General features: G+C 45.5%; 12 protein-coding genes. 10 read left to right on the top strand and 2 right to left on the bottom strand.

What is annotated here, in order from left to right; all coding sequences use genetic code 11:
• Positions 1-92: 92 nt before the first annotated feature.
• The 8 genes from mltB (at position 93) to HKN88_02330 (ending at position 8,683) form a co-directional block, all read left to right on the top strand.
• Complete coding sequence (gene mltB / locus HKN88_02365) at positions 93-1,235, top strand: lytic murein transglycosylase B (GenBank protein ID NNC96896.1); 1,143 nt, start codon at positions 93-95, stop codon at positions 1,233-1,235.
• A 135-nt stretch (positions 1,236-1,370) separates the two neighbouring features.
• Positions 1,371-2,057 (top strand): septal ring lytic transglycosylase RlpA family protein, encoded by a 687-nt coding sequence (locus HKN88_02360; protein NNC96895.1) that lies wholly within the window; start codon positions 1,371-1,373, stop codon positions 2,055-2,057.
• 90 nt (positions 2,058-2,147) lie between these two features.
• Entirely contained in the window at positions 2,148-3,284 is a 1,137-nt protein-coding gene (locus HKN88_02355; protein NNC96894.1) for a D-alanyl-D-alanine carboxypeptidase, read from the top strand.
• Between the two features lie 72 nt (positions 3,285-3,356).
• On the top strand, positions 3,357-3,650 hold the full coding sequence (locus HKN88_02350; protein NNC96893.1) for a DUF493 domain-containing protein: 294 nt from the start codon (positions 3,357-3,359) through the stop codon (positions 3,648-3,650).
• Positions 3,651-3,666: 16 nt separating this feature from the next.
• Positions 3,667-4,314, top strand: a complete 648-nt coding sequence (gene lipB, locus HKN88_02345) for a lipoyl(octanoyl) transferase LipB (protein NNC96892.1) — start codon at positions 3,667-3,669, stop codon at positions 4,312-4,314.
• A gap of 17 nt (positions 4,315-4,331) precedes the next feature.
• A complete protein-coding gene (gene lipA / locus HKN88_02340; protein ID NNC96891.1) occupies positions 4,332-5,321 on the top strand; it encodes a lipoyl synthase in 990 nt (329 codons plus the stop codon).
• A gap of 290 nt (positions 5,322-5,611) precedes the next feature.
• Positions 5,612-7,852 (top strand): hypothetical protein, encoded by a 2,241-nt coding sequence (locus HKN88_02335; protein ID NNC96890.1) that lies wholly within the window; start codon positions 5,612-5,614, stop codon positions 7,850-7,852.
• 228 nt (positions 7,853-8,080) lie between these two features.
• The gene (locus HKN88_02330; GenBank protein ID NNC96889.1) at positions 8,081-8,683 is read left to right on the top strand and encodes a hypothetical protein; all 603 of its coding nucleotides are present in this window, start codon (positions 8,081-8,083) and stop codon (positions 8,681-8,683) included.
• Here the strand turns inward: HKN88_02330 and HKN88_02325 are convergent.
• Together HKN88_02325 and HKN88_02320 are read right to left on the bottom strand one after the other, a co-directional pair.
• Positions 8,673-9,371 carry a nucleotidyltransferase family protein gene (locus tag HKN88_02325; GenBank protein NNC96888.1) on the bottom strand — a complete coding sequence of 233 codons (699 nt, stop codon included), beginning with the start codon at positions 9,369-9,371 and terminating at the stop codon, positions 8,673-8,675. The two genes, HKN88_02330 and HKN88_02325, sit on opposite strands and share 11 nt — an antisense overlap.
• Before the next feature lie 2 nt (positions 9,372-9,373).
• Entirely contained in the window at positions 9,374-10,345 is a 972-nt protein-coding gene (locus HKN88_02320) for a phosphotransferase (protein NNC96887.1), read from the bottom strand.
• Between the two features lie 305 nt (positions 10,346-10,650).
• Between HKN88_02320 and HKN88_02315 the strand changes: the two genes are divergently transcribed.
• Entirely contained in the window at positions 10,651-12,711 is a 2,061-nt protein-coding gene (locus tag HKN88_02315) for an LPS-assembly protein LptD (GenBank protein NNC96886.1), read from the top strand.
• 88 nt (positions 12,712-12,799) lie between these two features.
• The gene (locus HKN88_02310) at positions 12,800-14,026 is read left to right on the top strand and encodes a molecular chaperone SurA (protein NNC96885.1); all 1,227 of its coding nucleotides are present in this window, start codon (positions 12,800-12,802) and stop codon (positions 14,024-14,026) included.
• Positions 14,027-14,056: the final 30 nt, after the last annotated feature.

Here is a 14,056-nt window from a genome sequence, read left to right as displayed (position 1 = left end):
TTGCCATATGAATTTGCAACAAGGCATGCGTGAGTTTTTCGTTTTTCTCGTATAATGTTGCTTTAAACGCAATTTGACTTACTGGTGACCCAATGACAGCAAGAATGCTTACTTTACTGTTTTTTACTTTTTGCATAACGGCGTGCACGTCTATTGATGAATCCCAATCCCTGGTGGCTGAAAGCAATGCTCAAGCGCCTGCGAGTCAAAACGCAAAACAAGTCGAGCAAAATTCTGAATCTGTATGGCCTGCAGAAAGTGAAACAGAACTGGCCGCGCATGCTAGCGTGGAAAGCATTGATCTTGATCGCCCTTTGGTAAAAGCTTTTGTCGAAAAAATGATTAGAGAGCATGAATTCACTGCAGACGAGATCCAGTCTGTACTGGCACAAGGTAAAAACCAGACCTGGATTTTAGAATTGATCGCGCGCCCTGCAGAAAAAAGCAAAGAATGGTACGAGTACCGCAATATATTCCTGAATCAAAAACGCATCGATAATGGCAAAAAGTTTATGCAAGCCCACCAGGCCACACTGGCGGCGGCTGAAAAGAAATTTGGGGTAGCGCCGGAGATCATTACCGCGATTATTGGTGTAGAGACCCAGTACGGCGCCAATTACGGCAAAACCAAAGTATTGGATGCCCTGGTTACTCTAGGCTTTAATTACCCGCCACGGCGAAAATTATTCATCAATCAGCTTGAAGAGCTATTTTTATTAAGCCGCGAACAAGGCTTTGACCCAACCACGCTGATTGGCAGTTACGCGGGCGCCATGGGCAACGGTCAGTTCATCCCCAGCAGTTATCGTGACTTTGCCGTAGACGGCGATGGCGACAATATTGTTGACCTCTGGCAAAGCTGGCCTGACACGATATTCAGCGTGGCAAATTATTTTAATGTGCACAAATGGAAAGATGGCGAAGACGTATTAGCCTTGGCGCAAACCAGACCAGGTTGCGAAAAGAAATTCCCCGAGAGTAAAGTAAGCCTCAAAAACCACACCGTGGGCTCATTACGCAATGGTAAATGCGGTTATGAATTCAATACCACTCTTGCGGATGATGCGCCGGCCATGTTTTTGACCATGCAACAAAAAAACAGCACCGACATTGTTATTGGTTTTAATAATTTCTACAGCATCACGCGTTATAACCGTAGCCCTAAATACGCGCGTGCAGTTTTTGAATTGAGTCAGGAATTTTTGCAAACACCTGAACAAAGCGTAGCTCAATAAATCATGCAACACGGTAATATTCGATCTAGCTGGATACTGTTTGGCGTTTTCTCTCTCGTTCTAGCCTCATGCTCTCTTAACTATCCAGATAGAACCTCAGACACACCGTCTAAAAGTACACCCGCCGGCTCCCACGTGCCGATCGTAGTCAGGTCCAATGACTCGGTTCCTGAAAATGTCGATGCGCAAAATATCGAAAACTTTTATGTGCTCAATGGGCGTCGCTACGCCGTATTGAAAAGCAGTCTTGGATTTAGCGAAACCGGCATTGCTTCCTGGTATGGCGACCCTTTTCATGGACGTAAAACATCCAATGGCGAGATTTATGACATGCACGCCATGACCGCCGCCCACAAGCACTTACCATTGCCCAGTTTCGTGGAAGTGACCAATCAACTCAACGGCAAATCGGCGGTCTTGCGGGTGAATGACCGCGGGCCCTTTATCGACGACCGGGTCATTGATCTCTCCTATGCAGCCGCCCAGGCATTGGACGTGGTTCAACATGGCACGGCGCCAGTGAGCATTCGCGGCCTTGACGACCTGAACCTGGTCGAAGAGCAGCAACGCATTGCGTCACCGGAGCGCCCCGGGTTTATCCAGGTAGCCTCTTTTGGTGACCGAAATAATGCCAGCCGTTATCGCCAAAAACTGAGATCAAACGGAATTTCCCCAACCCGCATTCATTCTGTTAGAAGCGACAATGCACAGGTGGTTTACCGCGTTCAGGTTGGCCCAATCGTTAACGGTAAACAATATGATGTAGTTATATCAGAGCTGAAACGGCTCGGCATTCAGCATAGTATTCTACTTAGAGATTAACTGCAGCTAACTGGCATATCCTGTAAAATACGCACCCGTTTGAGCCTAAAGACAATTCTAAAACCAATCACTTTCGGAAATCCTGTGTCAATGAAAAGATTGTTCTTGTTATGCCTGCTTGGAATGCTGACCATATCCAGCCTGCACGCGGCAAATGTCGTCCCCCAACCACCCAATATCAATGCTGAAAATTATTTACTGATCGACGCTGCCAGTGGCCAGATCCTGGCCGAAGAAAATGTGGACGAGCGCATTAATCCAGCAAGTATTACCAAGATCATGACCAGCTATGTGGTGGCGGATTCAATTGCCAAAGGACGTATAAGTCTTGATGACGAAGTGTTCATTTCTGACAACGCTTACCAAGCCGAAGGCTCCACAACCTATCTGGAGATCAACACTCGCGTCAAACTGATAGATCTTTTGCGTGGCTTGATCATTCAATCTGGTAATGATGCAGCGATCGCTCTGGCTGAACATGTCGCCGGCAATGAGGAGGCCTTTGCCAGTCTGATGAACGAATACGCCAAGGAATTAGGGCTGAACAATACCAATTATCGCAATAGCACCGGCTATACCGATGATATGCATTACACCACCGCGCGCGACATCGCCACACTCTCAAAAGCCCTGATCAATGACTTTCCCGTGCATTATGCGATGTACAAGGAAAAAGAATTTACCTACAACAATATCAAACAAAGTAATCGCAATAATCTGTTGTGGCGGGATGACAGCATCGACGGCATAAAAACCGGACACACCGAAGCCGCGGGTTATTGCCTGGCTGCATCGGCCAAGAAAAAAGGTATGCGTTTGATCACGGTAGTACTTGGTACCAATAGCGCTAAAGCCCGGATCAATGCCAGCCAGACCTTGTTGAACTACGGCTTTAGTTTTTTTGAGGCCAAAACCCTGTACAGCCCGGGTCAAACGATCTTTGAACAACGCGTCTGGAAAGCCGAACAAGAAAATGTGGGACTTAGCAGCAAACACGCTGTGGCCGTGACCATTCCGCGTGGACGTTATCAAGATCTGAAGATTTCCAGTAATATACCTGCCCAGATCATTGCTCCATTAAGTAAGGACAGTGTGGTTGGAAATCTGGAGATCTCTCTGGACAACAAAATTATTGCCAGCGCACACCTGTACCCGGTGTCAGATATTGAACAAGCCGGCATTTTCAAACGCGCGATCGACAGCATGAAACTGTGGTTTGCTGACTAAAGATTGCAATCCATTGATTAACTTGATCCGCCTTACATTGAATTGACCGAAAACAGCACCCATATTGTTACCATGAAAGACAAATCAAACACCAATATTGAAAACCAGGAAACGCTTCTGCAATTTCCTTGCGAGTTTCCAATTAAAGTAATGGGAAAAAATCATGCGACATTTGCCAGTGACATGTGCGAATTGATCCAGACATTTGTTGATCAGGAACTGGATACAAGTAACATCAGCTCAAGACCCAGTCGTTCCGGCAAGTACTCGGCGTTAACTATTACCATTACCGCCAAAAGCAAAAACCAGCTGGACAAAATTTACCAGGCACTCTATGCGCATGAAGATGTGCATATGACCCTGTGATTGGCAGACGCATCCTATGGAAACAGTAAGCACAACTCCTGTGTACAAAGACCTTGGCCTGGTTGACTACCAGCCGACCTGGGATGCAATGCGTGAGTTAACCGAGCAACGCAATCAAGAAACCCGGGATGAACTCTGGTTTTTACAACATCCACCGGTCTTTACCCAGGGCCTGAATGGCAAAGCCGAACATATTTTATTTCCAGGCGATATTCCGGTTATCGCTATCGACCGCGGGGGTCAGATCACCTATCACGGACCAGGTCAATTGGTAGTGTATCCCTTACTAGATCTTGCACGCCTGAGGCTCAATACCCGCAGTCTGGTGTGTTTGCTTGAGACCGCCATTATTCAAACCCTGGCCGACTACGATATTGAGGCGTATGGCAAACGCGATGCTCCCGGCGTTTATGTGGACGAGCGCAAGATCGCCAGCCTGGGTTTGCGCATTAAAAAGCAGCGCAGTTATCATGGGCTTGCCTTGAATATCGACATGGACCTCGAACCGTTTGCACGCATTAACCCTTGCGGTTACCAGGGCCTGGTCATGACCGATATGCAACAGGAAGCCTCACAACATATTGAGTTCGATCAGGTCAGTAGATCGCTTAAATCCCACTTGATTGGCGCATTGGGCGAGTCACTCACTCAAGCAACACCTTAAACTGATAAAATTCACCTATGACTACTTCTGACCAAACTACTGGCGCTCGCCCGAAAAAACTCGAGGCCGGCAAAAAAATGACGGCCGCTGAAAAAATGGCCCGCATTCCTGTAAAGATTGAACCAACAATTAAGCCACTGCGTAAGCCCGACTGGATACGAGTGAAATTGCCACTGAGTAACAAGGTTGACGCACTTAAGCAAAAGCTGCGTGATAATAATCTGGTTACGGTGTGTGAAGAAGCAAGCTGCCCAAACCTGACGGAATGTTTCACCAAAGGCACAGCGACTTTTATGATCATGGGCGACATATGCACCAGGCGATGCTCTTTTTGCGATGTGGCGCATGGTCGGCCAAATGCCCTTGATGCGCATGAACCTGAAAACCTGTCCAAAACCATTCAGGACATGGATTTGCGCTATGTCGTAATTACCTCGGTAGATCGCGATGATCTACTCGATGGAGGTGCGCAACACTTTGTTGATTGCATTCAAGCTATCCGGACACGCACCCCTGAGGTGAAAATTGAAGTATTAGTACCGGATTTCAGAGGACGCCTGGATAAAGCTTTGGAAATAAGCCGCAAAGCCTTGCCCGATGTATTCAATCACAATCTGGAAACCGTTCCGCGTATTTATCGAAAAGTTCGCCCGGGTTCGGATTATCAGCATTCACTGGATCTATTGGCAAAATTTAAAGCGCAAAATCCCGAAATTACCACAAAATCCGGGATTATGGTGGGAATAGACGAGACCTATGATGAGGTTATTGAGGTTATGCAGGATTTGCGCAATCACAATGTCGATATGCTCACGGTTGGCCAATATTTACAACCCAGTCGCCACCATTTGCCGGTCACCCGCTACTGGACTCCACAAGAATTCAAACGACTGGAAGAAACCGGATATGAGCTGGGGTTCACACATGTTGCTAGTGGACCCTTGGTAAGGAGTTCATATCATGCTGATTTACAAGCAGAAAACAAATTCGGGGATCGGGCAAGCTGATTTCAGTTGTTTATTTGCAACACTGTTTAATTTTTCGTTTTTATAAATTGTGATGAGCTTCACAGAAGCGCATTTATCAGACCGGGCGAAATTGTTAAAAATCCCATAAAAATCAGTGTTGTGTGCATTTCACCCTAGAACGTAAACAACGATGAACTTATGTGGTGATTTTGTTTCAAGTACCTGTCTAATCTGTTAAAGTACACAGGCTTTATAGCTAATGGTGTGCTGTCTTTTTCATAGGCGGTGCCATTTTTTTTATTTGGGGATTTACCTTGGAGGGTAAAACAATGAAACTTCGTGCAGTCAATATCCTGCTCGTCTCTGCTGCCGCAGTCGCATTGGCTGGTTGTGCTCAGTCGAGCACTGGCTCGCAGACAGCGGCAAGTCAGTCAGCGGGATCACAATCAGCAGCAAGTCAATCAGCGAGTCAATCAGCCGGTTCACAATCTGCTAGTCAATCAGCCGGTTCACAATCTGCTGGTCAATCAGCCGGTTCACAATCCGCTGGTCAATCAGCCGGTTCACAATCCGCTGGTCAATCAGCCGGTTCACAATCTGCTGGTCAAGCTGCCGGTTCGCAACAAGCGGCTCCCGTTGCTGCAGCACCTGCTCCAGTAGATAACACTGGTCCTCTGAAAGCCGAGATCGACCGTTTACGTCGTGAATTGGCAATGGCCAAGAATGTTGAGCCAATGGTTAAGGAAGTTTGTGGTCCTAACTGTGGTAGCAACGACTTGTTCCCACCGAATGCCAAGCCAGGCGAGTGTTACGCTCGTGTGATCATTCCTGCTAACTACAATACAGTATCCGAGAAGGTAGTTCGTCGTGAAGCTTCCGAGCGCATCGAAACTATTCCTGCTACATACAAAACTGTAACCGAGCAAGTACTGGTTAAGCCTGCCTTTGAAAAACGTATTCCTATTCCAGCAGTATATGGCTCTGAGTCAGATCAAGTTCTGGTACGTGAAGCGTCAACTCGCATCGAAACCATTCCTGCTACTTACAAAACTGTAACCGAGCAAGTTCTGGTTCAACCAGCTTCAACACGCACAGAAGTTATCCCTGCCCAATACGGCAAAGGTAGTGAGCGTGTCCTGGTTCGTGCAGCATCAACTCGTATCGAAACCATTCCTGCTACTTACAAAACTGTAACCGAGCAAGTGCTGGTTCAACCGGCATCTACTCGTACTGAAGTAGTTCCTGCTCAATACGGTAGTGGTACAGAGCGTGTTTTGGTTCGTGCAGCATCTACTCGTATCGAAACTATCCCTGCAGAATATAAAACAGTAACCGAGCGTGTTCTGGTTTCTCCAGCAACAACTCGTACTGAAGTTATTCCTGCTCAATACGGTCCTGGTTCTGAGCGTGTAATGGTTCGTGCAGCCTCAACCCGTATCGAAACTATTCCTGCCGAATACCGCACCGAGTCTGAGCAAGTTATGGTTCGCCCTGCTCGTACAGAATGGAAACGCTCTACTGGTACCGGTGGTGGTTCTGGTTCTGGCGTAGGTTCAGCAGCAACTAACGTAACCGTTGGTAGTTTTGTTGAGCGTTTTGGTGGAACTGTTGTTGAAACTAAAACCAATGACACTGGTGAAGTAATGTGTTTGGTAGAAATTCCTGCCGAGTACCGTACAGTTACCCGTCAAGTTTTGGTTAAGCCTGCTTCCAGCCGTACTATCGAAATTCCTGCCGAGTATGCAAACGTTGATACCACCAAGTTGATCACACCTGAATCAACTCGTGAGATCGAAGTTCCTGCTGAGTATGCGACAGTTACTAAACAAGTATTGGTTAAGCCTGCTTCTAGCCGCACTATCGAAATTCCAGCCGAGTACGCTAACGTTGACACTACTACAGTGGTCAAACCTGCGACAACGCGTGAAATTGCAGTACCTGCGGTTTACAAAACAGTAACCAAGCAAGTGGTAGATACACCTGCGTCTTCACGCACTATCGAGATTCCTGCCGAGTATGCAAATGTTGACACCACAATTGTGGTCAAGCCTGCTTCAACTCGCGAGATCCCGGTTCCTGCGGTATACAAAACGGTAACCAAGCAAGTGGTTGATACCCCAGCTTCACAGCGTGAGATCAACATTCCTGCCGAGTACAAGTCTGTATCCCGTCGCGTTGTCACCAAACCTGCTTCATACCGTACTGAAACCGTTCCTGCGGTTTACAAAACTGTATCCAAGCAAGTCGTTGACACTCCAGCTTCAACACGCAGCATTCCTATTCCTGCGGAATACGAAACTATTACGCGTAACGTTAAAGTTTCAGACGAGCGTTCAGAATGGCGCCCGGTTCTGTGTGACGTGAACATGACCAATGCAAACATCCGTAAGCTGCAAACAGCCCTGAAAGCTGTTGGCTGCTACGAGTGCCGCATTGACGGTATCATTGGTCCATGTACCTATCGTGGTGCTAACGAATGTTACGCGCGTAAAAAAGGTCTGCCAGTCTCAACAACTTCGAAATACATCACACTGCGTGTGATCAGAGAGTTGGGTCTTGACTTAGACTAATAGCGTTAGTTAGACAAAACGCTTAAAATAGCAGCCTCGCCTAGCGGGGCTGCTTTTTTTTGTCTTGGATTTTGCCATATTAAAATTTTTTAGTAATATTTTAGCTCTTTAAAGGTTTCTACTTTCTAACCTCTTGATCCGATAACTAAACCACTAGATATAACCATGCAAAAAACTATTCTTACACGATTATTATTTCTTATCACTGCTTTCGTCCTAAGTGCTTGTGTGCCAATTCAATATGGTGATATTGAAACCGATGACACCGGTCAACTGGTTGGCTTGAATATTGAAGATACGCCTGAGCTTTATCAACAAAGAGTGGATGAAGTCTTCGAACTTGTGCTGAGCCTGGATGAAAGTATTGACCCGATAGAAGCGCGTGACCTAGCTGAAAGTTCAGTTTTCAGAGCGATGTCCTTAGCCAAGGAATTTAACCTGACTTGGCCTCCGGTTTGGCACAATGTCCTGGTCAATTATGGATATCGCCCACGAGGTCTGTGCATTCATTTCTGTTATGACCTGATCACAATGCTAAGAGAAAAAAATTATAAAACCATGCAATTCCATTGGGGTATCGCCAATGAAGGCAGCAGCTATCCCTTAGAGCACAGCTCCCCTGTGGTTACTGCGATTGGTCAAGATTTCTACGCCGGGGTGGTGCTGGATGCATGGCGCAGCTCGGGAAAGTTAACTTACACCTATGTTAAAGGCGATAAATACGAATGGCATCCTTTTGACGAGAGTCGCCTGAATGTGCCTAAAGCCAGTCGTGAAAGTGTGCCCAACAAACTCAAAGGTGGGCAACAGGCGGTTATGACTAGCGAATAAAACGCTCGATCTCGGCAATGCGTGATTCGGTTCCGGCGTCAAACCAACGCGCTGCTGTGAATTCTCCCGTGACTCGGGCACGTCGAATGGCCGCTTTCAAAAGTGGCGCCAAGGGAAATTTTCCGGGGCGCAATTCAATGAATAATTCTGGTCTGTATACGCCAATTCCGGAAAATGTATAGGATTTTTTATCTGCATGATCATGACTATCCGGCAACGCTGGATCTTTTAGAAACACCTTATTTTCCAGCATGCAAAAATCACCGCCAGGATTAAAACTTGGATTTTCTACCAGAACCAAATGAGCAAGTGTGTCAGCGTCCAGATCATGACCCAGTCCCTCGAGATCGAACTGGTGGAATATGTCTGCATTCACGACTATAAAAGGCTTATTGCCTAATAATGGCAAGGCCTGATAAATTCCACCCCCGGTTTCAAGACCGGATTCCGGCTCGATTGAATACTCGAGATTAACTTTGTAACGACTCCCGCTGCCCAAGTGGTCGATCAGTTGCTGTCCGAGCCATCCGGTATTTATCACAATGTCTTGGATACCGGCTTTGTGTAATGCTTCAATCTGATATTCGATCAAACATTTTTCTCCAACCCTGATCAAAGGCTTGGGTTTTGTATCCGTTAAGGGACTTAAACGCACTCCACGTCCTGCAGCGAGAATCATTGCACGCATAGTCATTGTAGAGCTACGCCAGAAGTCAATTCAGGAATATTTTCCAACAATATCTCAGACAGCTCGTGTAATTCAGGGTAAAGTTTTTTCAGGTCGACTATATAACTTGCAGTTCTGGGTATATCATGCAAATACTGCGCTTTGCCATCACGATAATTCAAGCGGCAAAAGATTCCGATAGCTTTTAAATGCCTTTGCACTCCCATCAAATCCAGTTCATAAGTAAATTGCTGAATAGTTTGCCCCTTTAAAATACCCCTCTGGTTTGCCTTTTCCCAGTAATATGCCAACAATTCTTTGCGAAATTCAGGCTCGAGCTTGATATAACAATCTTTTAACAAGGAAACCAGGTCGTAGCTCACTGGACCAATTACCGCATCTTGAAAATCGATCACACCAAGTTGCCCCGCATTCATCATCAAATTCCTGGAATGATAATCGCGATGCACTAAAAGATGTTTTTGCGCGAGTGCATTTTTTCGCAATTTGGCGAATAGACTGTGTAAATAATTCAATCTATCTTTAAGCGGTTTTTTCTGACAGTGTTTTGCCAGAAACCAGTCTGTAAACAAATGCATTTCTGTATTTAAGAGTGTTTCCGAATACTCTGGAAGGGAAAATTGTGCCTGATACGCCTGGATCTTGAGTAATTCATCAATGGCTAACTTATACAGATCAGTGCGATTTGCTGCGTTCAGATTATCCAAAAACGTTTCACTGCCGAGGTCTTGCATCAAGATGAAGCCATTCGACTCAGACACCTTGTAAAGATCTGGCACGCCGATCTTGCCACGCGCCCAGTCACTGGCGATATCAATAAAAGGACTTAATGGCTCCTTATTTGGCGGCGCATCCATCACAATCATGTTTTTCCCCGACTCCAGGGTCAGTCTGAAATAGCGACGGAAACTCGCGTCAGCAGACGCTGGTCGCAAAGTGAAATCTGCATAGCCAAGCTCACCCAACCAACCCATCAATTGCTTAATGCGCGGGTCTTCAGACATATGTGAAGTTGTATTTTCTGATGCGATGAAAGTTCTCATTTAAATTGAAATTAAAGCTTACGCGGTCTAAAAAGATTATAATTACTCAACTGTTTGCATACGTATTCCGGAACCAAGCAATATTATAAATGGTCTGACCTACCACTGGTCAGATTGGACAAAAATATTACCTAACAATGCCAAAAAAATTCTTCCTACTAAGCATTTACTTAATCCTGGCTTCATTCAGTTATGCAAATGAATGTGTGATAGCAGAGGTACAAGATTCAGAATCAGTGGCCTCTGAAGCGAAACCGGAAAAAATCCTGGTATATGCCCGTGAAGTAGATGGCACGAAAAACCGCTTTAGTCTGAAAAAAGAAGTTGAATTGCATTATCAAGGGCAAACCATACATACCGATATTGCCGAATATAACTCCCAAACCGGAAAATTCACAACGCCGGGTCAAGTATCACTCTCGAGTGAAAGCGGCTCGATCAATGGATTAACAGCAGATTTTGATCTCAAAAAGCGAACCGCCAATTTTAAAAATGCAGAATTCGAGTTCAAGGACGGTACGCGTGGCGCTGCAAAAGAACTGAATTTACAAGAAAATGGTGTTCAAACCCTCAAAGGTGTTAGTTACAGCTCATGTCCCAAAGACCACAGTGGCTGGCAACTGATCGGAGAAGAGATCACGCTCGACCAGAATAAGCAACGAGGAACGGCACGTGGTGTACGCCTAGAGTTTGCCGATATCCCGTTGATGTATCTTCCGTATTTTACCTTCCCGATCAACAACCAGAGAAAGTCCGGCTTTCTTATTCCCAATATAGGCAATTCTGGCAAGAGTGGCTTAGAGATTGGAATTCCTTACTACTGGAATATTCGCCCCAATATGGACATGACCAGCACCACCCGACTATTAGGTGATCGCGGTATTCAACTGGGCAATGAGTTTCGCTATATTAACAATTTTTCGAATGGCATCATCGAATTCGATTACCTGGCTTCCGATTCTAAACGCAATATTGACAGGAATAAATTTACCTGGAATAACGATTTTCGTTACGGACCGAATTGGGATGCGGCTATTAATATTCAAAACGTTTCAGACAATAATTACTTTATTGATTTCGGCGGTGACCTTAGCACAACAACTATCACCAACTTGAATCGCGAAATTTCGCTTGACTATTATGGCAAACGTTGGACCGTGAATTCCCTGATCCAGGATTATCAGGTCATCAATCCCAGCATTGATAATTTTCAAGAGCCTTACCAACGTTTACCGCAAATTTCCACACATGCAAAATGGCAAAATCTGGGTCTGGAAGGTTTGAGTTTTATACTCGACAATGAACTGGTCAATTTTCAACGCGATATTGGAGTCGAGGGTTCACGATTTCATATTTACCCCCAACTGCAATATGAATGGTCAAATAGCGCGGTTAGTCTGAATGGCTTAGTCGGTATGAATTTAACCCAATACAATTTGCAACATACTGCACAAGACCTAGACGCAAAACCTGGGCGTGCCTTGCCCATTGTTAATCTGGATGCACGTCTGCATCTGGAACGCGAGATTGCTGGCAGTACATTGCCGCAGACTCTGGAGCCCCGGGTGCAATACACATACATTCCCTACAGGAACCAAAGTGCATTACCCATTTTTGACACTGGACTGCCCGACCTCAACCAGAATCAGTTATTTAACCCACGACGCTTTAACGGGCTTGATCGAATTGGCGATACACATCAAGTTGCACTTGGATTAAGTTCACGCTTATTGGAAAACCCAAACGGGCAAAGTTTGCGTTTTGATGTGGGCCAAGTATTATTTTTTAAGGATCGTGAAGTCAATCTTAATCCAGCCACGGGGCCGCAAAAATCTTCATCATTATTAATTGCAGAAACGTATTGGCGCCTGAATAAAAAGTGGGCTATGCGTAGTGGCTTGAGCTGGGATGGTTTCGAAGACCAGCACGAAAAACGAAACCTGGCTTTCAGTTATAGCCCCGACCAAAGAAGCATGTTCTCTGCCGGCTACCGCTCAGTACGTGACCGCGTTGATCAGACCGACATAGCCTTTCGTTACCCCGTGAACCAACGCTTGAATCTGGTTGGGCGCTGGAATTATGATCGTTTGAACAAGGTAACACTGGATCGCTACTGGGGCCTTGAATACGACACCTGTTGTTGGGGTCTCAGAGCCATCTCGAGGCGGTATATATCAGACCGTGACGGTAACTCAGACAATGCATTCCTGTTACAATTGGAACTCAAAGGCCTCTCAAGTGTCGGAGCACGTGCAGATCAATTACTCCGGGACAATATTTTTATTGACGAATTTTAAACTTATCAATTAACACCCTTTCAACATGCTACAAATATTATTTATGAAATTTATCAAAACAATCAGCTTATTAATTACTAGTTTTCTGTTGTGTATAACAGCTCAGGCAGAGTTACTGGATCGCATTGTCGCCGTAGTAAACGATGACATCATTCTGCAATCCGAATATGAAACCGAATTAAGGGTTGTAATTGCACGCTTGCAAGCAACTCAACAACAGTTGCCGTCACGTGCACAAGTGGCCAAACAAGTTCTCGAGCAATTAATTGTTAAAAAGATCCAGACGCAAAGAGCACGCAATGCTGGTTTACGTATCCCGGATGAAATGATTAACCAGGCTTTAGCCACAATCGCACAACGCAATGGCACCAGCCTGAGCCAGTTACCCGCTGCATTGGCGGCTGATGGAGTCGATTACGCCACTTTCCGTGAAGAAATTCGTCAGGAAATTACAATCCAGCAATTAACCCAACGCGAATTGAGTGGAAATATTCGGGTTTCTGATGCAGAAGTTGAACGTTTAATTTCCCAAGGTAATGCCGATCAGGAATATTTGATCAAACACATTCTGTTGACTCTTGATGAAGATGCACCCGAGGAATTACGCGAGAAAAAATTCAATCTTATCAATACGCTTAAACAGCGAATAGCAGACGGAGAGAATTTTTCTAAATTGGCTATTGCCTATTCGAACGGGGCCAAATCTCTGGAAGGCGGAAATCTTGGCTGGAGAAATTTAGCCCAGGTACCGAGTATATTCAGTGACATGATCAGAAGCTTGGAGGTTAATCAGGTGTCTGATGTCATTCGCAGTCCAAGTGGTTTTCACCTGATCATGATCGAAGATACGCGCGGTAATGAATTACCTGAGCAGATCATTGAACAATACAAGGTCAGACACATTCTTATTAGCGACTCTGATCTTGGCACAGACGAAGAAAACAAAGAGAAACTCCTCAAACTGAAACAAGACATTGAGTCAGGTACGGATTTTTCCGAACTTGCTCGCTTGCACTCACAAGACCCGGGTTCAGCAACCAAAGGTGGTGAACTTGGTTGGTCTGTGACCGATGTTTATGACCCAAGCTTTGCCGGTGTTATCAAAACCACGCCTATCGGAGAGGTGAGTGAACCTTTTAGAAGCCAATTTGGTTGGCATATTCTCGAAGTTCAGGATAAACGGGAAAAAGATATGGCTGAGGATTTATTGCGTAATCGCGCCCGAAATGCTCTGCGTGAACAAAAATTTGAAGAAGAGTCCTTGCTCTGGATGCAGCGTCTACGCGATGAAGCTTATGTGGAATATCGACTCTAAGAACATGAGCCATACTAAATAGCCTGATAA

It is taken from the genome of Gammaproteobacteria bacterium (assembly GCA_013001575.1).
In the GTDB taxonomy this organism is placed as follows: Bacteria; Pseudomonadota; Gammaproteobacteria; order Steroidobacterales; family JABDMI01; genus JABDMI01.
The sequence above is the reverse complement of the archived record's forward strand: the minus strand, read 5'-3'. Positions and strand labels throughout refer to the sequence as shown.